The organism is Marinomonas posidonica IVIA-Po-181 (assembly GCF_000214215.1).
Classification (GTDB): domain Bacteria; phylum Pseudomonadota; class Gammaproteobacteria; order Pseudomonadales; family Marinomonadaceae; genus Marinomonas; species Marinomonas posidonica.
On sequence record NC_015559.1, the window covers coordinates 3,049,502 to 3,071,632 of the forward strand.

General features: G+C 45.0%; 19 protein-coding genes. 13 read left to right on the plus strand and 6 right to left on the minus strand.

Features of this window, described 5'->3' with window-relative positions; all coding sequences use genetic code 11:
* Positions 1 to 7 precede the first annotated feature (7 nt).
* The 4 genes from MAR181_RS14010 to ygfZ all read left to right on the plus strand — a co-directional run bounded on the left by MAR181_RS14010 (position 8) and on the right by ygfZ (position 4,790).
* Positions 8 to 1,102, plus strand: a complete 1,095-nt coding sequence (locus tag MAR181_RS14010) for an ABC transporter ATP-binding protein (protein ID WP_013797255.1) — start codon at positions 8 to 10, stop codon at positions 1,100 to 1,102.
* A 1-nt stretch (position 1,103) separates the two neighbouring features.
* Positions 1,104 to 2,537, plus strand: coding sequence for a mannitol dehydrogenase family protein (locus MAR181_RS14015; protein WP_013797256.1), 1,434 nt, complete (start codon positions 1,104 to 1,106; stop codon positions 2,535 to 2,537).
* A 90-nt stretch (positions 2,538 to 2,627) separates the two neighbouring features.
* Positions 2,628 to 3,545: a helix-turn-helix domain-containing protein gene (locus tag MAR181_RS14020; RefSeq protein ID WP_013797257.1), complete on the plus strand. Its 918-nt coding sequence runs from the start codon at positions 2,628 to 2,630 to the stop codon at positions 3,543 to 3,545.
* Positions 3,546 to 3,875: 330 nt separating this feature from the next.
* Positions 3,876 to 4,790, plus strand: coding sequence for a CAF17-like 4Fe-4S cluster assembly/insertion protein YgfZ (gene ygfZ / locus MAR181_RS14025; protein ID WP_013797258.1), 915 nt, complete (start codon positions 3,876 to 3,878; stop codon positions 4,788 to 4,790).
* Positions 4,791 to 4,822: 32 nt separating this feature from the next.
* On the opposite strand, the gene ung is transcribed toward ygfZ, so the two are convergent.
* Positions 4,823 to 5,545 carry a uracil-DNA glycosylase gene (gene ung, locus MAR181_RS14030; protein WP_013797259.1) on the minus strand — a complete coding sequence of 241 codons (723 nt, stop codon included), beginning with the start codon at positions 5,543 to 5,545 and terminating at the stop codon, positions 4,823 to 4,825.
* Positions 5,542 to 6,435 carry a phosphotransferase gene (locus tag MAR181_RS14035; protein ID WP_013797260.1) on the minus strand — a complete coding sequence of 298 codons (894 nt, stop codon included), beginning with the start codon at positions 6,433 to 6,435 and terminating at the stop codon, positions 5,542 to 5,544. Before MAR181_RS14035 ends, ung begins: the two co-directional genes overlap by 4 nt.
* An 88-nt stretch (positions 6,436 to 6,523) precedes the next feature.
* Here MAR181_RS14035 and hexR point away from each other — a divergent pair, with 88 nt between their 5' ends.
* Together hexR and putP are read left to right on the plus strand one after the other, a co-directional pair.
* On the plus strand, positions 6,524 to 7,387 hold the full coding sequence (hexR, locus tag MAR181_RS14040; RefSeq protein ID WP_013797261.1) for a transcriptional regulator HexR: 864 nt from the start codon (positions 6,524 to 6,526) through the stop codon (positions 7,385 to 7,387).
* Positions 7,388 to 7,797: 410 nt separating this feature from the next.
* On the plus strand, positions 7,798 to 9,294 hold the full coding sequence (gene putP, locus MAR181_RS14045) for a sodium/proline symporter PutP (RefSeq protein ID WP_013797262.1): 1,497 nt from the start codon (positions 7,798 to 7,800) through the stop codon (positions 9,292 to 9,294).
* Positions 9,295 to 9,655: 361 nt separating this feature from the next.
* Here putP and edd read toward each other — a convergent pair whose 3' ends face one another.
* Positions 9,656 to 11,470, minus strand: coding sequence for a phosphogluconate dehydratase (gene edd / locus MAR181_RS14050; protein WP_013797263.1), 1,815 nt, complete (start codon positions 11,468 to 11,470; stop codon positions 9,656 to 9,658).
* Positions 11,471 to 11,852: 382 nt separating this feature from the next.
* Here edd and gap point away from each other — a divergent pair, with 382 nt between their 5' ends.
* From gap to MAR181_RS14080, 6 genes are all read left to right on the plus strand, one after another.
* Positions 11,853 to 12,866 (plus strand): type I glyceraldehyde-3-phosphate dehydrogenase, encoded by a 1,014-nt coding sequence (gene gap / locus MAR181_RS14055; RefSeq protein WP_013797264.1) that lies wholly within the window; start codon positions 11,853 to 11,855, stop codon positions 12,864 to 12,866.
* An 81-nt stretch (positions 12,867 to 12,947) separates the two neighbouring features.
* Positions 12,948 to 14,393, plus strand: coding sequence for a pyruvate kinase (pyk, locus tag MAR181_RS14060; protein WP_013797265.1), 1,446 nt, complete (start codon positions 12,948 to 12,950; stop codon positions 14,391 to 14,393).
* Positions 14,394 to 14,445: 52 nt separating this feature from the next.
* Positions 14,446 to 14,889, plus strand: a complete 444-nt coding sequence (locus MAR181_RS14065; protein WP_041651367.1) for a methylglyoxal synthase — start codon at positions 14,446 to 14,448, stop codon at positions 14,887 to 14,889.
* A gap of 235 nt (positions 14,890 to 15,124) precedes the next feature.
* Entirely contained in the window at positions 15,125 to 15,616 is a 492-nt protein-coding gene (purE, locus tag MAR181_RS14070; RefSeq protein ID WP_013797267.1) for a 5-(carboxyamino)imidazole ribonucleotide mutase, read from the plus strand.
* Between the two features lie 3 nt (positions 15,617 to 15,619).
* On the plus strand, positions 15,620 to 16,687 hold the full coding sequence (gene purK, locus MAR181_RS14075) for a 5-(carboxyamino)imidazole ribonucleotide synthase (RefSeq protein ID WP_013797268.1): 1,068 nt from the start codon (positions 15,620 to 15,622) through the stop codon (positions 16,685 to 16,687).
* A 260-nt stretch (positions 16,688 to 16,947) separates the two neighbouring features.
* Positions 16,948 to 17,421 carry an Lrp/AsnC family transcriptional regulator gene (locus MAR181_RS14080; protein WP_013797269.1) on the plus strand — a complete coding sequence of 158 codons (474 nt, stop codon included), beginning with the start codon at positions 16,948 to 16,950 and terminating at the stop codon, positions 17,419 to 17,421.
* Positions 17,422 to 17,480: 59 nt separating this feature from the next.
* On the opposite strand, the gene MAR181_RS14085 is transcribed toward MAR181_RS14080, so the two are convergent.
* On the minus strand, positions 17,481 to 18,758 hold the full coding sequence (locus tag MAR181_RS14085; RefSeq protein WP_144011253.1) for an MFS transporter: 1,278 nt from the start codon (positions 18,756 to 18,758) through the stop codon (positions 17,481 to 17,483).
* A 93-nt stretch (positions 18,759 to 18,851) separates the two neighbouring features.
* Positions 18,852 to 20,009 (minus strand): methyltransferase, encoded by a 1,158-nt coding sequence (locus MAR181_RS14090; protein WP_171810325.1) that lies wholly within the window; start codon positions 20,007 to 20,009, stop codon positions 18,852 to 18,854.
* Positions 20,010 to 20,207: 198 nt separating this feature from the next.
* Here MAR181_RS14090 and MAR181_RS14095 point away from each other — a divergent pair, with 198 nt between their 5' ends.
* Positions 20,208 to 21,404: an amino acid aminotransferase gene (locus MAR181_RS14095; RefSeq protein WP_013797272.1), complete on the plus strand. Its 1,197-nt coding sequence runs from the start codon at positions 20,208 to 20,210 to the stop codon at positions 21,402 to 21,404.
* A 72-nt stretch (positions 21,405 to 21,476) separates the two neighbouring features.
* Here MAR181_RS14095 and MAR181_RS14100 read toward each other — a convergent pair whose 3' ends face one another.
* Complete coding sequence (locus MAR181_RS14100) at positions 21,477 to 22,091, minus strand: UPF0149 family protein (RefSeq protein WP_013797273.1); 615 nt, start codon at positions 22,089 to 22,091, stop codon at positions 21,477 to 21,479.
* Between the last annotated feature and the right edge of the window lie 40 nt (positions 22,092 to 22,131).

Below are 22,131 nucleotides of genomic sequence, written 5' to 3' on the forward strand. Positions count from 1 at the left end.
ATTTCTTATGAGTTACTTAGCGATTACAGATCTACAAAAACATTACGACGATTACCACGCCATTCGCGGTATTAACCTTACGATTGAAGAAGGCGAGTTTATTGTCTTCGTTGGTCCATCAGGTTGCGGCAAATCCACTCTTTTAAGAACCATTGCTGGGCTAGAAACCTGCTCAAGCGGCTCGATTGATCTGGACGGAAAAGACATTACGGAATTAGCCTCCTCAAAACGTGACCTTGCTATGGTATTTCAGTCTTACGCGCTTTATCCACATATGACGGTTGCAGATAACTTATCTTTTGCCCTGCGTCTTGCAAAAGCACCAGATGCTGAAATTAAAGAAAAAGTTCAAGCGGCGTCTAAATCCCTTCAGTTAGACGCCTTGCTAGAACGTAAACCAAAAGAGTTGTCTGGTGGTCAGCGTCAACGAGTCGCGATTGGTCGTGCAATTGTTCGCCAACCAAAGGTCTTCTTATTTGATGAACCATTGTCTAACTTGGACGCGGCTTTGCGAGTACAAATGCGACTTGAGTTAGCACGCCTTCATAAGAAATTGGGCACCACCATGATTTACGTCACCCACGATCAAGTGGAAGCCATGACACTGGCGGACCGTGTGGTGATCTTGAATGCGGGTCAAATTGAACAAGTTGGCACCCCTCTTGAGCTATATCGCCAGCCTAATAGTCGTTTTGTGGCAGAGTTCATTGGCACCCCTAAAATGAATCTGATTCCTCTTGATCAAGCGGTTAAACAAGCCTCAGAAGTCGAATTGACCCTACTGGGTAAGTCAATTGCTTTTCCGACCAACCGCCTAACGGCAGAGCTGTCCAACCAAACCATTATGGGCATTCGTCCAGAGCACATGCACTTGGTTGATCAAGCGGCGGACTTAACCGGTAAAGTCGAGCTAGTCGAACACCTTGGTTCTGAAGCCTATGCTCACATTCAGCTGTCTTCTGGGCAAACCATCATAGTAAAAGTCTCCGCTCGTATTGATTTAGCCGATGGCCAGCAAGTTCATATCCAAATCGAAGTTGATGAAATGATTTTGTTGAACGACCAAGACCGAGTGATTTCTGCCAGTGCCGAAGGTGAATGATATGACAAATTTTCTTCAAGCCAGCCAGAATCAAGAACGGCTGAACTGCCAGACTTATCAAAAGACTGATATCAAAGCTGGCGTAATTCATCTTGGCGTTGGGGCATTTCACCGAGCACACCAAGCGGTCTTTTTTGATCGCTTACTGGGGCAAACGTCTCATGCTCACTGGGGCATCATTGGTGTCAATATTCGACCACAAGACAGCCATTTGTTTGAACAACTGATGGCGCAAGATGGTGAATACGTTCTTAAAACGATCAGCGCCGCGGGTAAAACTGAATATAACCACATTCGTTCACTGGTACGTCAAATTGACGGTGCCAAAACGCCAGAACAAGTCGATGACGCCATGATGGACCCTAGTATCCAGTTAGTAACAAGCACAGTAACCGAAGGGGGTTACTACTTGGATGAAAATCATCAATTGATGCTAGACCATCCAGCCATTAAAGCGGATTTGTCTGGTGAAAGACAAACACTGTATGCTTTTTTATATTCTGGATTAAAGCGCCGCAGTCAATCCTCCGCGGGAAACATTACCTTATTATGCTGTGATAACTTACGTCATAACGGTCGGTTGCTTAAAAACGGTCTGATGCAGTTTGTACAGGCCATGCAAGATACTCAACTGGCGACCTGGCTGGAGAAAAATGTCTCTTTCCCATGCTCGATGGTTGATCGCATTACTCCTAAACCCAACGCACGCCATATGGACGACGTTAATACACGCTTTGGCTTAAACGATGCGATGACCGTAATGGGGGAAGACTTCATTCAATGGGTTGTAGAAGACAATTTCGCGGGCCAAAAACCGCCATTGGAAACCGTTGGTGTGCAATTGGTGGAAAACGTTGAACCCTTTGAAGAAGCAAAAATTAGAATTCTCAATGCGGGCCATACTTGCATCACCTATCAAGCAGCCCTAAAAGGCTTCATCTACTTTGATCAAGCGATGAAAGATGCACAACTCAAGCAATACTTTAACGACTTCATTGAGCAGGATGTTATTCCGGCAATCGGTGAGTCTGTGGTGGATTTACCCTCCTACGCTAAGACCATTGCCGAACGGTTTAGCAATGACAACATAGGCGATACCATCGAAAGAATTTGCAGCGATGGGTATGCTAAATTCCCTGTTTTTGTGTTCCCAACCTTGTTGGCCAACTACCAAAATGGTCACACGCCAAGTCAAACATTAAAGGGCATTGCCAGCTGGTATTGTTTTTTACAAGCAGTTGAGCAGGGACAAATTGTCTTCCAATACCACGATCCGAGCATCGCCGAATTGAGTCGTTTTAGTAATGACCAACAGGGCATAGATGCTTTTGTCAGTCAGCCATTTTTATGGGGGGAAATCATTGATACATATCCACAGTTTAAAACAGATTTAACAAAAGCCATTATGGACTTTAGCAAATCTCTCATCAGGTAAGTGGACACCGTCTGATCTAATCGTTTGTACATAAGATTAGACGGTCGTTATAATAAAACACGGTGAGAATACATACAGCAGGATAATAACATGTCAAATACTGCCCAACGTCTAACCCCAGAATATGAGATTGTCGAAGATAACGGCACCATTCGCTATCAAGAACATGGTTATCCAAGTGACTTGATTCGCTGGCATGCCCATGATGATTATGAACTGCATTATATTGTGGCGACGTCTGGCAAGGTATTTATTGGCGATTATATTGGTAACTATTCGGCCGGCCAGCTGATCTTAACGGGGCCAAGATTACCGCACAATTGGATATGCCAAAACGACCAAACCGCAGTAGAGTTACGCGATATGATCATCCGCTTTGATCATGAATCCTTTTCACTCGGCATGAAAACCATCCCGGAATTAGCCGAAGTATTACCTTTACTCGCCAAAGCCAAATCCGGCATAGAATTTTTGAATATTGACCATCACTATATTCGTCAAACCTTTGAAGCGGTCCGTGCGTCCAGTGGATTAACTCGCCTCACGCTTGCTTTACCACTGCTCCAACATCTTGCCCAAAGTGCAGATTATCGCCTATTGTCCACCGTACAGATTGATTTAAAATCCAATGAAGCCCTACAACGAAAAATCAACACTGTGGTTGATTATGTCACTCAAAACTACGATCAAGACATTTCACTGGCGGATGTATCAAGTCTAATCGGCATGTCTGATAGCCACTTTTCGCGTTTTTTTAAAAAGGCAACTGGCAACCGTTTTATCGAATTCGTCAATCGTGTTCGTATTAGTCGAGCTTGCAATTTACTGACGGAAACTGACGATCAAATCGCCAACATTTGCTTTCAAGTAGGCTTTAACAATGTGGCCAATTTCAATCGACGCTTTCACGAATTAAAAGGCGTCACGCCTAGAGATTTTCGCACTCAAAGCAATTTAAACACCAAAACCAATATATTGCCGATCTTTACGGACCCATCAAACGCTTAAGGAAGGTGCGAATAAGTCTTCCGAACATCAGTCTTATCAGAGAAACCGTCTATCAAGGCAAGAGTGAGCAGGAAGGTTAATACCTTTCAATCACGTTTAACACAGAGAGGCTGTTGCCGTAGCCAGTGAACTTGTTCGTACCTTCCTTAACCTTACATCTAACACGGGTTACGGTAATAATGAAGGTACCAGCTTACAGCAAGCTCTAACCTCTTCCCTCTCTATAAAGAGCAATGTATGAATGGCAACTCAGAGCATTGAAAAAAGTCTTTTCGACTCCATTAATAGGGCTTTAGACCCAACTGATCTCAACCGCCAATGGAATTCATTATGTTAGTGTCATCCGAACTTGTCAGTAAACACCTGTCTAACCCTGCGACCTACCCTAAACATGACATTGGCGTACTCAGCATCACAGGTGCCGATTCGAAAAAGTTCCTGCAAGGACAAACCACTTGCGATATGAACAAACTTTCCGCCGAAGCCGGTCTGTACGGTGCTATTTGCAGTAACAAAGGTCGCATCATCTGTAATTTCTTCATGCTGCAAAAAGACGACGTGATTCTAATGCTAATGAACCAGGATTTAATCGCCAGCAGTTTGGCCCATCTTAAAAAGTACGCGGTCTTCTTCAAAACAGACTTAACTGACGCAACCGAGACGTTTCAAATAACTGAAACCTTGTCTATCAGCCCTGAGTCGGCTAAACCAGAACAATTAGCCGAACAGCTCCCCATAGAAACAGACATGAACAGCATGCGAATGCATTTGCTGAATTACCCTTTCAACATCCACTGGCAAGTCACTGAAGCGAAACAACCTGAAGACGACATAAGTAATGCAAAGGTTGCTGGATTATCTTTATTAGCGGCTCGCCCATTGATCAAGCTAGAACAGAGTGAAAGCCTATTGCCACAGTGGATAAACATGCAAACAACGGGTGGCATCAGTTTCACGAAAGGTTGTTATACAGGACAAGAAATCGTGGCTCGTATGCAGTATCGCGGCAAATCTAAGAAACAATTGGCGCTGGCAACCTGGCAAGGTGACATAGACACCCAACAAGCCTTACTTGATGGCGAAGGCAAAAACCTTGGACAAGTCTTATCAGTGGAGCAGGTAGGCGATGATCATATTGCGCAAATCATCCTCAACCAAGATATCACAGAATTTTCTGAGCTGTTCCTTGACGGAGCAAAGATTCATTTAATTGAGCTGCCTTATCAACTGCCTTTTGCAGACTGAGTTTTATCGTCAATCAAACACACCAAACCACATCAGAAGGGCAAATGAATTTGCCCTTCTTTTTCGTCATCTTGCTCAATATCTTCTAATGCCCATTCAATGGGGTGTTTTCCTTGTTGACGTAAATACTCGTTGGTCTTAGAAAAATGCCCACAACCAAAGAAGCCACGATAGGCTGATAAAGGCGAAGGATGCACCGCTTCCAATACGCAATGTGTTTGCCGATCAATAAAGCGGCCTTTTTGCTGGGCATAACTTCCCCACAACAGAAACACAACCCCCTGTTTTTGTTCATTAAGCAGGGCAATGATTTTGTCAGTAAAGGTTTCCCAACCTTTATTCTGATGGGAACCCGCTTTACCGGCCTCTACCGTCAGAACGCTGTTTAATAACAACACGCCTTGTTCAGCCCAAGCTTTTAAATAGCCATGATTAGCAGGCTTGATGCCCACATCTTGTTGTAATTCCTTGTACATATTCACCAAAGAAGGCGGGATTTTCGTGCCAGGTTTCACGGAAAATGACAAACCATGTGCCTGTCCTTCACCGTGATAAGGGTCTTGTCCTAAAATCACCACCTTCACTTTCTCAAAGCTCGTCTGATTTAACGCCGCTAAATAGAGACTCTCTTCTGGATACACAGAAACATCAGATTGGGAGGCTAAAAACGCCTGCAGTGACACCATGTAAGCTTGGTTGAATTCGTCCGCCAATTTGGCTTGCCAATCGTTCTCCAACGTCATCCATGCCGTCATTTTTGCGCACCATTCAGCGGGGTCATAAAAGGGTTCAAACTGGGCGTTCCTTTAAATTCAAAATAATAGTCTAACGATAAAGTATCAGTAGGATTCAGTAAGTATTTTAACAGAAGCCAAGCCATTTCCCGTAATGCATAAGCGCGACAATATCTATCTAAACAATCAAGTGCCTGCTGTTGCGGCAAGGTCAACTGATATGCATCCAATAAAATTTTGGTTTGTCGTCGCGTTAGGTTATGAGATTTCACCACCACAGCCAGATCAAATAGAGGATCGCCAACACCAGTGTATTCCCAATCGATTAACCAGGTTCGCTGCTTATCCATTAAAACGTTTTTAGGATTAAGATCATTATGACAAAGCACCGCAGGCAAACCACTGGGCTGAATATCTAATTGATTCAACAATACTTGTAAATACGCCGCTTCCGCCTTTAATGCCGGATCCACCGTCAGTGCTTTGATTCGCGCAACATACAAAGCAATCACTTGCTCAACCCGATATTCATGCGAAATCAAAGAAAGCTGATGGGCCTGTTTGAGTCGCTTAGCAATTCGTTCAATGTCTTGATGACTATGATTGACTTGCCAATCCAAAGACGCTTGAGGTACAAAACGCGTCACCACAACCGGACCACTTTGCCAAATCAGTTCAGGAGACAAGCCTAATGACGCCGCCTCTCCCATCACCTGTAGTTCAGCCTGACGATTGATATAAAAAGCCTCTTCATCAATGTCAGCCAGACGCAGAATCAGTGTCGGTAAATCATTCTGGGACAGCAAAAAAACTTGATTGGTAAAACCTTCCTCTAATGCACTCATTTGATAGGCATCAATTTCAGGAAAATAGACAGAAATTTCTATTAGAAAATCAGATAGTTTGCTCATTTTTCATCATTTTATTGCCAGAATTGTAAGTGGCTGTCAGAATGACTAACTGAATCATCCGAGTCAATAGACAACTTGAAGCAGATCAATGAATAAACACGAAGACATTATTCGTAAAATACAAGAGCGCCTGAGCACATTAAGCAAATCTGAGCGAAAGGTGGCAGAAGCCATTTTGGCGGACCCCAAAACCACTATACACTCTAGTATTGCGAAACTTGCCGCCAGAGCCGAGGTTAGTGAACCAACGGTTAACCGTTTTTGCCGCAGTTTAATTGGCAGTGGCTTCCCAGACTTTAAAGTATCGCTAGCACAAAGCTTAGCGACGGGCACGCCTTATGTTAATTTAAACGTTGAACCAGACGACGCCCCAGGCGCCGTCACAGCGAAAATTTTTGAAGCGGCGAAAAGCAATCTAACCCGTGCCCAGGAACTTCTCCCTGAATCCTTAATTAGCCGAGCCGTTGACGTATTAGCGCAAGCTCGCCGAATTGAGTTTTACGGATTAGGCGCTTCTGGTCCCGTTGCGAAAGACGCTCATCATAAATTCTTCCGTTTAAACATGCCGGTTGTTGCTTATACCGATATATTGGTACAACGCATGGCCGCGGCAGGAACACACCCGGGCGATGCGGTGGTTTTAATTTCCTACACTGGTCGAACCCTGCCTCTTATCGAAACTGCTCGCGTAGCACGTGAAGCTGGTGCATCCGTTATTGGGATAACCAATCCAGGCTCTCCTCTTACGGAACATTGCTCCATTGTATTGCCGATAGAAGAGACAGAAGATACCGATATCTATACACCAATGAGCTCTCGTATTGTCTATTTGACGCTAATCGATGCACTGGCAACCGGTGTATTGTTGAAACGTGGTCCAGAATTCAATGCGCACCTCAAAAAGCTTAAGCAAAGCGTACAAGATACTCGATTGCCAAAAGTCGAAAAATAACCCCTTGTCGCCTATATAAAGAATGAAGGTCAGCCCCCTTCATTCTTTTTTTTGGTCAACCCCAAAACAAAGTAATCGCAACAAAACTACTTTATTCAGAGTTTTTTGTAATTTTGTCAGAGAATTCTGAAAGATAATCCCGCTTCAGCCCCATAGAATCGCAGTATGTCTTAAATGTGTTAAAACGAAATTCATTATCTTTACGCAAATGACGATCTTTTTAACATCTAGGCTCAAAGACTATCACAATAAAAAATCGTAATTTAACGCTTCGGATGTGGTCTAGAAATTCATTTTTATACCTCAGCTTTTCAGTTTGACTGTTTAATTAAATTCATTCTGAGATTTGTCAAATAATGCTGCTTCAAAACGCATTATTCTCTCCGTAGCATCTCAATGAGGGGACAATAATGATAGAAAACAATATGGCTATCAGCTTTACCTTTCTGGCTTACCTTGTGGTAATGCTAGGAATCGGTTTATACGCATACAAACGTACATCCAGTTCTGAAGACTACTTCTTGGGTGGACGCTCATTAGGCCCTTGGCCTACGGCACTCTCTGCTGGTGCATCTGACATGAGTGGCTGGTTACTACTTGGTCTTCCTGGTTATGCCTATGCGGCCGGCATGGAAGCCATCTGGATTGCTGGCGGCTTATTAGTAGGTACTTGGTTAAACTGGCTAATTTGCGCAAAACGTTTACGTACTTACAGTATCCAAGCAGATAACTCACTGACTCTACCTGACTTTCTATCTAAGCGCTTCAATGATAAGTCGAAACTTATCCAGACAATCTCTGCCCTATTCATCCTGTTGTTTTTCCTTTTTTACACAAGCTCTGGCTTAGTCGCAGGTGGCAAGTTATTCGAAACGGTATTTGGTCTTGATTACACTTACGCTGTCATCATTGGTACGGTCTGTGTTGTGTCATACACTCTATTCGGTGGCTTCTTAGCCGTTGCTTGGACTGACCTTGTTCAAGGACTAATGATGAGCGCTGCATTGGTCATTGTTCCTGTCATTGCGCTTGATGGCGGTTTCTCGCAATTGAGCAGTACATTGATGGACAAAAACCCTGAATTGTTAAACATCTGGACCAATACTAAAGGCGAAGCATTAAGTGCGATTGCCATTATTTCATTAGTAGCATGGGGATTGGGTTACTTTGGCCAACCTCATATCCTAGCGCGTTTCAAAGCATCTCGCTCCAACAAAGACATCAAGGTTGCTCGTCGCATTGCTGTCATTTGGACCTTCATCTCTATGGCGGGCGCCTTACTAATCGGTCTAGTCGGTTTAACATACGTCGATGCCAATCTAGCAGGTCAGTTAGACGATCCTGAAAAAATCTTCATGATTTTGGTCAATGCGATCTTCCACCCTGTTGTTGCTGGTATCCTGTTAGCCGCAATTCTTGCTGCCATCATGAGTACTGCCGATTCTCAATTGCTGGTGTCTTCTTCTGCTCTAGCCGAGGATTTCTACAAACAATTGTTCAACAGAGAGGCGACTCAACAACAAATCGTTATGGTGGGCCGTTTTGCAGTAGTCGCTATCTCAATCATTGCATTAATCTTGGCATTAAACCCTGAAAGCTCGGTACTGGGCCTAGTATCCTACGCATGGGCAGGTTTTGGTGCTGCATTTGGTCCAGCCATCATCTTAAGTTTGTTCTGGCGTAAAATGAACCGTAACGGCGCACTCGCTGGCATCGTCATCGGTGGTGTCACTGTGGTTGTTTGGAAACAGCTGTCTGGCGGACTCTTTGACGTTTATGAAATTGTTCCTGGTTTTATTCTAGCAACCTCGGCAATCTTTATTGTGAGCCTAGCAAGCGGTGAACCAGAAGAAGAAGTAACTCAATCTTTTGATGAATACGAGAAAGCATTGGATACCATGGAATAAGATAATTAGATAATCGCTTTTCCAATTAAAAGCTCGCATTCTTGATGCGAGCTTTTTTATGTCCATCATCTGGCAATAAAAGAGCACGACACCATTTCGTAAGGTACAAATAAGTCTGCTGAACTTTAGCCTTATCACTCTCTCCCAACCTCTCATCATCAAACCACATAGAACAGGCACAGCAGCGGCCAAAACCATTGATGCTTAGTTTATAGATAAGATCTAGACCAAAAAAAGGGCTCAAATGAGCCCTAAACACCATTTACTAACAAATGTTAGTAGCCAGAGGAAAAGTTAAAGAAGATGAGCATTAAGTTTGCCAATCCACTGATGGCAAACCTGAGACGCTCTCACCTCTTTATTAATCATTAAATAAGCTGCAAGCGCCTTGTTCGGCACCACTCACCAGAATACGTTGCCCACTGAATAGTTCACGACCCATTCCCTGATGTGAGGCGGTTAAATCCTGTGTCGCCGCTTCGCGATTTTGCATCTCTTCTTCAGAAATCAACAAAGACAAAGTACCTTCGTTGGCATCCAAACGCACCATGTCACCGTCTTGAATCTTAGCAATCAAACCGCCCGCCAAGGCTTCAGGGGTTAAATGAATGGCTGCAGGCACCTTACCAGAAGCACCGGACATACGTCCGTCCGTCACCAAAGCCACTTTGTAGCCTTGATCCTGCAAGTTACCTAGGAAAGGCGTAAGCTTATGAAGTTCGGGCATGCCCATGGCCTTTGGCCCTTGAAAACGAATCACGGCAATACAATCACGTTTTAATTCACCACTGCCAATGGCATCCGCCAATTCATGTTGGCTATGGAAAACGGCTGCAGGTGCTTCAATGACTCGGTTCTCTTCTTTCACGGCTGAGACTTTGATCACAGAACGACCTAAATTACCTTTCAGCAAGGACAAACCACCTTCTTTACTGAATGGGTTATCAATAGGACGAACCACATCCAGATCCAGACTTTCACCTGGACCATCACGCCAAATCAACTTACCATTTTCTAAGAAAGGTTCTTTGGTGTAGTGCTCTAAACCTTGACCAACAATAGTATGAACATCCTCGTGCAACAACCCACCTTTGAGCAGTTGCTTCACCAAGAACGCCATGCCACCTGCCGCATGGAAGTGGTTAATGTCCGCTTGACCATTTGGGTAAATACGCGTCAATAAAGGCACGACTTTGGACAACTCCGCAAAATCATCCCAAGTGACAATAATGCCCGCAGCGCGTGCATACGCCACAATGTGCATAGTGTGATTGGTTGAACCACCCGTTGCCAATAGACCGACAATGGAGTTCACGATACTTCGCTCGTCAATGACTTTATACAAAGGACGATAGTCACGACCAAGAGCGGTAATTTTAGTTGATAATTGTGCTGCGTATTCTGTTAAAGAATCGCGCAATGGATCCGTAGGATTAACAAAAGACGAGCCTGGCAATTGCAAGCCCATCATTTCCACCAATAACTGGTTGGAGTTCGCAGTACCATAGAAGGTACAGGTACCTGCACTGTGATAAGAAGCGGATTCAGCCTCCAGCAATTCATCACGAGTCGCATCACCTTGCGCGTAACGCTGACGCACCGCCGCCTTCTCCGCATTGGTAATACCAGACTGCATTGGACCTGCAGGAATAAACAGAGAAGGCAATTGACCAAAACGCAATGCCGCAATCAACAGCCCTGGAACGATCTTGTCACAAATTCCTAAGAAGATAGCGGAATCAAACATATTATGAGACAGACCAATGGCCGCACCTTGAGCAATGTTGTCACGGCTGAATAAACTCAGCTCCATGCCATCTTGGCCCTGAGTCACACCATCACACATGGCTGGAACACAACCGGCCACTTGAGCAACTGACCCCATTGCCTTAACAGCGGCACGAATTTTATCTGGATAGGCTTCATAAGGCTGGTGCGCAGACAACATGTCGTTGTAAGAAGAGATAATGCCGACATTCGCCTCTTCCATCATGGTCAGCTTTTGCTTTTCTTGTGGCTGACAAGCAGCAAAGCCATGTGCCAAGTTACCACAGGACAAAGTTCCACGATGCGGACCTTGCTCTTCAGCCTGCTTCATATCTTTAAGGTATTGATCTCGCAGCGTCTTACTTCGCGCAATAATGTCGTTCGTTACCTTAGCAACAATCGAATTCATGACTCTCTCCGCCTATTAATCTGTTTGATCACATCCCACAATGCGATCGATATTTTATGTAATATTACTACATTTTTATTTTATTTCACCCCTAAAAACCCTTTAAACGAGATTATTTTTGGCTTTTCTTGTAATTTTTTTACATAAAGAGTTCGATATTCTCACCAAATACGCTAAAATCTACTTCAACTTGTAACATCTCTCAGTATAGACTCTGATTCAGATCAAGAGTTGATTAAAACTCAATCAACTTTATAAGAATTTGTTACAAATCCTTGCTTAAAAAATTACTTATGTAGTATTTTTACGTCAAAGAACAATATTGAACGCTGAATGTTCGAATTCGAACATTCAGTCTATTTCACACTAGTTAGAGGTGAGTATGACTATTAAGGTAGCTATCAACGGATATGGACGTATCGGACGCAACACGCTTAGAGCTTTATATGAATCAGGTAAGCGTGACCAAATCCAAATAGTAGCCATCAACGACCTTGGTGACTCGAAAACCAACGCTCATTTAACCAAATACGACACTGTACACGGCCGTTTTGCTGGCGAAGTGACGTTTGATGATGAAGCTCTGTACATCAATCAAGATAAAATTCGCACTTTCTCTGAGCGCAACCCTGCCGACCTTCCATGGGCTGAATTGGGTGTGGATGTGGTTTATGAATGTACCGGTTTCTTTACCACTAAAGAAAAAGCCAGTGCACACATTTCTGCCGGTGCGAAAAAAGTCATCATTTCAGCGCCTGGTAAAGAAGTAGACGCTACTGTAGTTTACGGTGTTAACCAAGACGTCTTGACTGCCGACATGACGGTCATCTCTAACGCTTCTTGTACCACTAACTGCTTGGCACCTGTTGCTAAACCATTAAGTGATAAGCTGGGCATCGAAAGTGGCTTGATGACGACTATCCACGCTTACACGAACGACCAACGCCTATCTGATGTGTACCACGAAGACTTATACCGTGCTCGTGCAGCGGCACAGAACATGATCCCAAGTAAAACCGGGGCCGCCGCCGCCGTTGGCCTAGTGGTTCCAGAATTGGTTGGTAAGTTCGATGGTATGGCGGTTCGTGTGCCAACCATCAATGTGTCTTTGGTTGATTTGACCTTCCTAGCACCACGCGAAACGACTGCAGAAGAAGTAAACCAGATCATCGAAGATGCGATTAAAGCGGACCCTGTTTTAGCACAAGTTCTGCATGTTAATTATGATCCATTAGTGTCTTCTGACTTTAACCACAGCACTTACACGTCGAACTTTGATGCAACGCAAACTCGTGTTCAAGGTAAACTGGTTAAAATCATGGCTTGGTATGATAATGAGTGGGGCTTCTCGAACCGAATGCTCGACAATACCATTGCATTAATGAGTGCAAAATAATCAAAATACACGAAGGCTGCTGACGCAGCCTTCGTCGTCTCTTATACTTCACTTCTAGCTTACTACTCTTTGGTAAATAAAATGACTCGTAGAACTAAAATCGTTGCCACTTTAGGCCCTGCTTCAAGCTCTCCTGAAATGATCGAAAAGTTAATCTTGGCAGGCGCGAACGTCTTCCGTTTAAACTTCTCACATGGTCAACCAGAAGATCACATCAATCGTGCTGACGTGGTTCGCGCTATGGCAGAGAAAAACAATCGCCATGTTGCGATCTTGGGAGACCTACAAGGCCCTAAGATTCGTATCGCACGATTCAAAAACACCAAGGTAGAATTACAAGATGGCGCCACGTTTATTCTGGATGTGGGCTTTGATAAAAATGCCGGTGATGAAACACGAGTTGGCATCGACTACCCACAACTGGCTGAAGATTCAAACCCAGGCAATATCCTGTTATTAGATGACGGTCGAGTGGTACTAGAAGTATTAGAAGTTAAAGGCACAGAAGTCATTACCAAAGTCATTGTTGGCGGCCCATTGTCTAACAACAAAGGCATCAACCGCCAAGGCGGTGGTTTGTCTGCCGCAGCGCTGACAGAAAAAGATAAAGAAGACATCAAAACAGCCGCGGCACTAAAAGCCGATTACCTTGCTGTTTCTTTCCCTCGCAGTGCCGATGACCTTCACGAAGCCCGTGAATTGGCTCTAGCAGCAGGTTTGAAAGCTGGCATAGTATCAAAAGTAGAACGCGCTGAAGCCGTTGCTGATAACGAAACCCTAGACAGTATCATTCTTGCTTCCGACGCCGTTATGGTGGCACGTGGCGACCTAGGTGTGGAAATTGGTGATGCCGAGTTGATTGGTGTGCAAAAACACATGATCAAGCGTTGTCGCCAACTAAACCGCCCTGTGATTACAGCGACACAAATGATGGAAACCATGATCACCAGCGCCATGCCAACTCGTGCTGAAGTATTCGATGTTGCCAACGCTGTACTAGATGGCACAGATGCGGTCATGCTGTCGGCTGAAACCGCGGCGGGCGATTACCCAGAAGAAGTTATCCAGACGATGAACCGTGTTTGCTTAGGTGCAGAAAAACAGCCTGCGATTAACCGCTCTAAGCACCGTATTGATGTTACTTTCACTAGCATTGATGAAACCATTGCCTTGTCAGCTATGTACGCTGCTAACCACCTTGAAGGCGTGAAAGCCATCATCAGCTTAACTGAATCAGGCACAACACCACTATTGATGTCTCGTATCAGCTCAGGCTTGCCGATTTTTGCCCTGTCCCCAAACCAGGCAACATTGAACAAAGCGGCTCTTTATCGTGGTGTGACACCTGTGTCATTCTCATCCCAAGAATACAATGTCGACAACATCATCTCTGGTTTAGTCGATCACGTTAAATCTCTAGGCTACATTGCCGATGGTGACCTTGTGATCGTGACGAAAGGCGATCACCTTGTCAGCTATGGCACAACCAATGCTATGAAAATTGTCAAAGTGGGCGACATCGTCTAACCATCATTACCTAACTCATATAGAACGAGAGGGTTTTAGATTGCACACAAAAATGGTCACGATGGCCGCTAAAAAGCGTATCGCTTTGGTGGCCCATGACAATATGAAAAGCGAGCTCCTAAAATGGGCTCGTGTTCATAAGGACAAATTGGTCCCTCATAAATTAATGGCCACCGGTACTACCGGGAATCTGCTTCAAAAAGAGTTAGGGGTTAGCCTAGACGCTCTAATTAGCGGTCCGCTTGGGGGTGACCAACAATTGGGAGGCATGATTGCCGAAGGTAAGATCGATGTGCTCATCTTCTTTTGGGACCCATTCGAACCTATGCCTCATGATCCAGATATCAAAGCACTGCTTCGTGTTGCCGCGGTTTGGAATATTCCCATTGCTTGCAGCGTGACCTCAGCCAATTTTTTGATCTCTTCCCCTTTGTTCGACAGTGAATTTGAACGCCAAATACCCGATTACGATCGATATCTACAAGAGCGACTTTAAGTCGCTCTTTGCTTTCTAAACCAAACCAAAAGCAACGCCCCTAACCTCCTAACAACGAAGACTAAAAAATTTCGTAAGACTCGCTGTTTTGACCAAAATCAGCTATATTAGCGCCCTAAATTCGCAGCGTTTTTCTGTGTAGGCTACAAAAAGCGTCAAAACTGCGTTAAACCCCATTACCAACGTTATTCGTTACCCCTCAACACCACGTTGGTTCAAAAACAGGAGAGATATTTTGCAAGCTGAAGTCGCATTAATCATGGGATCTAAAAGTGATTGGGCCACAATGGAAGGCGCTACCGAAATCATGGATACCTTGGGCGTGTCTTACCACGTTGAAGTGGTTTCCGCACACCGAACCCCTGTCAAGCTTGCAGAATTTTCAGAAAGTGCCGCCGACAAAGGCTTTAAAGTCATTATAGGTGGCGCTGGCGGTGCCGCTCATTTACCCGGCATGGTCGCAGCACACACGCATTTACCCGTATTAGGTGTGCCCGTTCAAAGCAAAGCCTTAAACGGCATGGATAGCCTGCTTTCCATTGCGCAAATGCCCAAAGGGGTTGCGGTCGGTACATTGGCGATTGGCACAGCTGGCGCGTTCAACGCTGGTCTATTAGCGTGTCAAATTCTAGCCACTTCAAACCCAGAGTTGGCTGAGCGTATTAAGACCTTCCGCCAACAACAAACCGATACGGTTTTGGCTAACCCAGATCCAAGAGAGGTGTAAGCCATGTCTGTATTGTGGGTACTTGGCGCAGGTCAACTTGGCGCCATGCTGAAACACGCTGGCACACCACTGGGTTTAGACATTCGTCCGGTGGACATCGAAAGCCATGACACTTTACCACTGCAGCCAGATGACATTGTCACGGCGGAACGTGAAGATTGGCCAAAAACCGATGCCACAACTCAACTTGCGTCTCATCCTAACTTTGTCAATCTGTCTACTTTCCCTCAGCTGGCAGACCGTCTGACGCAAAAGCAGTGGATTGATAAGCTGGAACTGGCCACTGCACCTTGGTTTCCAGTAGAAGCCGACAGCAGCGCCGACTACGCCTACCAAACATTAGGCGACCGCGTACTCATGAAACGTCGTCGCGGTGGTTACGATGGCAAAGGTCAATACTGGCTGAAACAAACGGAAGGAACTGACATTCCTGATGACTGGAAAGGCCAAGCCATTGCCGAACAAGCCATTAATTTTGACGAAGAAGTCTCTTTAGTAGGGGTACGAGGAGCCAATGGTGAAACACACTTTTATCCTCTGACATTAAACCTACACATTAATGGCATTCTCTACGCTTCCATTTCACCACTACAGCGCCTCGCGCCTTTGCAAAGCAAAGCTGAAGCCATGCTAAGTAAACTTATGGATGCGTTAGACTACGTAGGTGTGATGGCGATGGAATGTTTCCGTGTTGGCGACGAACTCCTAATCAATGAACTTGCACCTAGGGTTCACAACAGTGGTCACTGGACGCAGGCTGGTGCCAGTGTCAGTCAATTTGAAAACCACGTACGCGCCGTAAGCGGACAGCCTTTGTCACCTGCGGAAATCAAAGGCCAAAGCATGATGGTTAACCTAATAGGCGTACCTGTGGATTACCAATGGCTTAACATTCAGGGACTTGAGTTGTACTGGTACCAAAAAGAAGTGCGCCCTGGTCGCAAAGTCGGCCACCTTAACTTCTGCTCAAATCAGCCTGACGTTCTTCAAAACGCGCTACAAACCTTGACGTTGCCAGCACCTTACCCAGAGGCCCTAGACTGGCTGAGTCAGAATTTACCGACGGACTAACCCTCCTTGCTAACATGCCGTATTCCTTACGGCATGTTATTTATACTTTGCGTTATCCCATCCTTCAATCTTGCAAAAAAATGTCTAGAAATTTGCAAATAATGAAGATTATATCTTGTTTAGTTTTCAAAACGCCTTATTCTAAAAGCACGAACTAAGCCTTCCGACTGAAACCCATTCAGCACTCAAAAAGGCAAGCCTAATAAAAAAAGCACTAATATAAAAAAACAGCACGCTACGATGCTGATAAGGAACCTTGAATGAACCATATTGAACTTGATTGCTATGATTGGCGGCTATTACGCGCCTTACAGGAAAACGCCCGACTAACCAATGTTGCACTCTCTGAACAGGTCAATCTTTCTCCCTCCCAATGTTCAAGACGCCTTCAAAGGCTTGAACAAAGCAATTTGATCGAGGCTTACTTTACGCAACTGAATGCCACCGAACTGGGTTACCATGTCACGGCCTTTGTGAACATCACCCTAGATAAGGGCAACAAAGAAGCCGATCACCACTTCAAAGAAGCCATTGCGGCCATGCCCAAAGTCTTGGAATGTTATTCTGTCAGTGGCGACGCAGATTATTGGCTCAGAGTGATTAGTGAAGACTTACCTTCTCTTTCCAACTTCCTCAATGGGTCCATTTCGGCGTTACCCAGTGTGCGAAACCTAACCTCAACACTGGTGCTGAATCGCATCAAAAACGCCCCATCAATTCCATTGCCGAACTGATATCTGTGCTGATCAATAGAAGCACACTGCATGAGTGTAAGAGTCTCTTCGCTCTTACACTAAGCCTCCGGCAAGCGAACCACCACCAACACACCAATCAATGCCAACAGAGAAAACACCAAAACCAAAGCCGGTAATGAAATCAAATTGGTTAAAAGACCAAAAACACTCATTACTAACAACATAATCCCAATCACAGTGTTGCTAACCGCCACGTACCGCGTTCTGTCATTCCCTTCTGCTAAATCCACCAAATACGTTTTACGTCCAATACGCACGCCCTGATGAGCAACACACAATACAAAATACAAAATCGGCATAAACCAAACCGTTCCGGCAAAATCCGGTAACAACCACATTATGATGAATAACAATACCCCCACCAACACACCAAGCAAGGTAGAAAACATCATTACCTGACGACTGGAATAATCAGAAAAACGCCCCCAAAAGGGCGAAGAAAGTAAAGAAGCCAAACCACTGGCAGCCATAAAAGCCCCCAATACCCAAAGGCCATTGCCCAAATGCTGCTGCGCAATCAACACATAATAGGGTGCACTCAAAGCAGTACACAGCAACAACGAGCGAGCGATCACAAAGGTCCGAAAAGACGCATTGGTTTTTAATAAAGAAAGGCTGGAAAACAATTGCCAAAAACGCACTTGAGTTTGATCTATTTCACTCTTTGGCTCATCAATAAAAGCGTATACCATGGCCGCAAAACACCAGACTAAAGCGCCAATCATCAAACTACTGGCATAAAAAATGGTGTTGCCTTCCAGTTCAAAAAAGCCGCTAAACACCATCATGAAAGCCACGCCAACGGTAATCAATCCCGCCGCGCTAGAGGACCAACCTGACACTCGACCTCGACGCCCTTTGGCAATGGTTTTCCCCAAGACATCCTTAGAGGTAATGGAATTTAAGCCTCGAGCCAAGCTAAACACCACCATCAGAGCAATGACACACCAACCTGCCTTAGCACCTTCTAAAAGCAGAGCCACCACGCCAATCAGTACCACACATAAAGCTTGCAACACACTGCCAATCACCCAAAGCCATTTTCTCAATGCCACACGGCGAATGTAATTGGCCATCACCAATTGCGGCAATAAGGCTCCCGACTCTCGGATGGGCACCAGCCAACCTAACAAATAAACCGGTACACCAGCACCTTGTAATATCCACGGCAAGGTCACTTTAGGATTGATCAAAGCATCACCTAGGTTGATCAATATCTGCGACCAAACCAGCTTTACCACATTGTCTGACTCATTTCCCTTCGACTTTGCTTTAGGCTTCGACCTATGCTCTTGCTCAGGACTCACTTGCGACATCCACAACCCCAACATTCAAAAAATAATCACACTAGCATAGCATGGCCACAACCTCATAAGGCGGAACAAGAATGAGGCAAATTAATAACATAACTAGGAGAAGGAGGTTGCTAGTGTTGCTCTGATCATCCAGTTTCTTGGGGTTAACGAGCCATCACAGAAGGCGCCAATGTCTACTTGGTAACCCTGCTCTTGCAGGAAAATCGCACGATCTAAGACGAGCCAGTATTCTAAGGCTGGTCGAAACCATTGGCTGATGGCTTGTTGTTTTTGCATGGCATGATAGCGTTGTTCAGCAAGGTGTTGGAAGGCTTCGAACGGCTGCTGAACGATCAAGTGTGTCAGCTGTTTTTGTTCGGCGGCCCATTGGCAAAACCCGACGAAGCCCTGGCTTAGGAGGGCTTTTTGAATGGAAGGCACAGCAAGATATTGGTCTGTTTGTCGGACATGACGCTGCCAAAGATCAAACCCCAAGCGATAGGTCAGTTCTTGCTTTTGCAATCGCTGCTCTCTGGCATTGGCCGTAGCAATTTGTTTTACCGCCAACTTTAAATCCGCTTTGCGTAAGCTCAGTTTAGCCTGTGAAGCCAATCTAGATAAAGGGTGATATTCTTCAGCTCGGGTAAGATGATAACAACAAGGCGCAATACAGATATGAGGCGTGTTGAGTCTGCTGACCTGCTCTAACAGCACTCGATGCAAGTCTCCGCAGGCATGCAATGCCACGACGCACTCAGCCGTTTCTAGAGGCTCTATTGACGGGTTTGTCAGCACATCCGCACAATGAAAATGCTGCTTAAGGGAAAGTTGTTGTGCTTTTTGCTGCCCTGCATCACATAAACTCTTTTGCCATTCAATACTGGCCACTTGTTTGTTCCCTTGAAAAGCCAGATATTTACCAAGGTGCCCCTTACCCGCACACCACTCCAAATAGCGATCAACCACGGGTGTACGAGCCGCAAACGCTTCAATCTGTGACCATTTACGCCCTTTGACGCCTGCCGCCAAATAAGCGGGCGGTTGAGAAGCGTCTCGCCTAGCCTGTATCGTCGCTAAAAAGGTTTGTGGCCAATGAAAAAATTGCGCTAGGCTGGGCTGCACATTGATTATCTCATCGACTTGGTCAGCATCTTCAAGGTCCACTTCCTGTTGAGCATTTAACCACTTAGCTAAGGCGGGATACGCCTCCTGCCAAGGCAAGTTTAAATTGGCAAAACTATCAAATTGCCACAGCGATTTATGTTGATGCAACCACAGATCTAAAGCTTGGAAACGGGTTTGAAGATGGTTCATAAGTAGAAGGAGTTACGCGGCCAATTAAAGTGTCTTGATTTCTTGACAGTGAGAGGGAAATTTCCCTTTTGATTGCATTGTATTTTGCCATAAATACGGCAGAATGACGTATTGTATATTGTAATCAAAAATACACTCAAGGACCCCAACCAAATCATGTTTAAGCATCTTCAAGTCGTACCAGGCGATCCACTTTTAGCTCTTATCATTGCTCACCAAAAAGACACCAACCCGAAGAAAATTGACCTTGGAGTCGGTGTCTATAAAGACGATAAGGGTAAAACACCTATTTTAAATAGTATAAAAAAAGCGGAAGCCATTTTGCTTGAGCAAGAAGAGTCTAAAAGCTACTTAGGCATTTACGGCGCAGCCGAATTCGAAGCCATTATTCAAGATCTAATCTTGGGCGACAACAACCCGATCCTAGGTTCTGGCCGTATTCGCTCAACCCAAACACCGGGTGGCACAGGCGCGTTAAAAGTCGCCGCTGATTTCATTAGTGCAAACCTATCCGGTGCGCGTCTTTGGGTAAGCGATCCAACATGGGGAAATCACGAATCCATCTTTAACTCGGCCGGTGTGGAAGTAATACCTTACCCATACTACGATCCAGCAACAAATGGCTTGCGCTTTAACGATATGATGAGCAAGTTGGAAGCTGACGCCAAAGAAGGTGATGTATTACTATTGCACGCTTGCTGCCACAACCCAACGGGGATTGATCTGCAGTTAGAGCAATGGAAGGTCATTACTGACTTTGTTAAACGTCGTGGCTTACTACCATTGGTCGATGCCGCTTACCAAGGCTTCGGCGACGGTTTAGATGAAGACATGGCTGGCCTACGTCATATGGCAGCCAATGTTGATAACATGCTGATTGCGAACTCTTTCTCGAAGAATTTCGGCATTTATCGCGAGCGTTGTGGTGGTTTAAGTGTCATTGCGACAACGACAACAGAAGCCGATGCTGCCTTCTCTATTATCGGTAAAGCCATTCGTGCCAATTACTCTATGCCACCTGCACATGGTGCGGCGGTGGTTTACACCATTATGAGTCGTCCTGAACTGAAAGCAGAATGGCAGCAAGAAGTGGCTGAGATGCGCAACCGCATCAATGGTTTGCGTGAGAAATTAGTCATGAAGTTAGCCGCATCAGGAGTCAGCAAAGATTTCAGCTTTATTAAGGATCAGCGCGGTATGTTCTCCTATTCTGGCTTGACACTAGAGCAAGTTCGTCGTCTGCGCAGTGATTACGCCATCTACATTGCCGACACAGGCCGTATGAGTGTGGCAGGCGTTAGCGATGACAACATAGATTATCTATGCGAAAGCATTGCTAAGGTCGTTGGTTAAAGCCAAGGTAGCAAGCATAAAAAACGGAGCAATGTGATTGCTCCGTTTTTTTGATTCATAGCGCCGTATCAATTAATGCAAAATACGAGTATCGGAAGCGTTTTCACCGACCTGCATTTCTGGGTGGTAATGTTGAATCAAGCGTTGCACTGAAGGCTCGATCATTTCTCGCCAAAAGCTCACTTCTTCTTCCATCATTTTATTCAGTTTGGCTATCCCGGCATCCGTACCAAACAATCTAACCGGTGCTAATGTCTCATCAAAAAAGTCACGATCACCGCCAATGCCGACCCCCAATAACTTAGCACCACGCACAAAACCAGCACACCATTCTTCCACAAGAATTTTAGATTCGCCTTCGTATTCTTGCTCCAGATAAACTGGGCTAAACTCACCGAACAATAAGCTGTTCATGGCTTCCATGTACATGATTAACACTAAGCTGAGGAACTCATCTTCTTGTTCCGCAGACTCCCAGACAGGCTGATCTTCGTCAGCCCCCCAAATAGCATTAAGCCAGAGATCAGGCTCTAATTCTTTTGCAGAACAGCCAAGTGAGGTCAGAAAACCATCTAATTCAGACACACAAAGCAGCGATCTGTCTGTACCGAATTTCAGTAAATAGTGGTCAATTTTTTCGTACAGCACTTCTTCACTGATAATTTCATCATCTATTTCTTCAGACATTCACTTATTCCAATTCATTGGACAATACTCTAAGTTTAGC

What these genes read in the sequence shown, in the direction of transcription:
- MAR181_RS14010 (WP_013797255.1), top strand. Translation starts at nt 8, where the DNA reads ATGAGTTACTTAGCGATTACAGATCTACAAAAACATTACGACGATTAC.
- MAR181_RS14015 (WP_013797256.1), top strand. Translation starts at nt 1,104, where the DNA reads ATGACAAATTTTCTTCAAGCCAGCCAGAATCAAGAACGGCTGAACTGC.
- MAR181_RS14020 (WP_013797257.1), top strand. Translation starts at nt 2,628, where the DNA reads ATGTCAAATACTGCCCAACGTCTAACCCCAGAATATGAGATTGTCGAA.
- ygfZ (WP_013797258.1), top strand. Translation starts at nt 3,876, where the DNA reads ATGTTAGTGTCATCCGAACTTGTCAGTAAACACCTGTCTAACCCTGCG.
- ung (WP_013797259.1), bottom strand. Translation starts at nt 5,545, where the DNA reads ATGACGGCATGGATGACGTTGGAGAACGATTGGCAAGCCAAATTGGCG.
- MAR181_RS14035 (WP_013797260.1), bottom strand. Translation starts at nt 6,435, where the DNA reads ATGAGCAAACTATCTGATTTTCTAATAGAAATTTCTGTCTATTTTCCT.
- hexR (WP_013797261.1), top strand. Translation starts at nt 6,524, where the DNA reads ATGAATAAACACGAAGACATTATTCGTAAAATACAAGAGCGCCTGAGC.
- putP (WP_013797262.1), top strand. Translation starts at nt 7,798, where the DNA reads ATGATAGAAAACAATATGGCTATCAGCTTTACCTTTCTGGCTTACCTT.
- edd (WP_013797263.1), bottom strand. Translation starts at nt 11,470, where the DNA reads ATGAATTCGATTGTTGCTAAGGTAACGAACGACATTATTGCGCGAAGT.
- gap (WP_013797264.1), top strand. Translation starts at nt 11,853, where the DNA reads ATGACTATTAAGGTAGCTATCAACGGATATGGACGTATCGGACGCAAC.
- pyk (WP_013797265.1), top strand. Translation starts at nt 12,948, where the DNA reads ATGACTCGTAGAACTAAAATCGTTGCCACTTTAGGCCCTGCTTCAAGC.
- MAR181_RS14065 (WP_041651367.1), top strand. Translation starts at nt 14,446, where the DNA reads ATGGTCACGATGGCCGCTAAAAAGCGTATCGCTTTGGTGGCCCATGAC.
- purK (WP_013797268.1), top strand. Translation starts at nt 15,620, where the DNA reads ATGTCTGTATTGTGGGTACTTGGCGCAGGTCAACTTGGCGCCATGCTG.
- MAR181_RS14080 (WP_013797269.1), top strand. Translation starts at nt 16,948, where the DNA reads ATGAACCATATTGAACTTGATTGCTATGATTGGCGGCTATTACGCGCC.
- MAR181_RS14085 (WP_144011253.1), bottom strand. Translation starts at nt 18,758, where the DNA reads ATGTCGCAAGTGAGTCCTGAGCAAGAGCATAGGTCGAAGCCTAAAGCA.
- MAR181_RS14095 (WP_013797272.1), top strand. Translation starts at nt 20,208, where the DNA reads ATGTTTAAGCATCTTCAAGTCGTACCAGGCGATCCACTTTTAGCTCTT.
- MAR181_RS14100 (WP_013797273.1), bottom strand. Translation starts at nt 22,091, where the DNA reads ATGTCTGAAGAAATAGATGATGAAATTATCAGTGAAGAAGTGCTGTAC.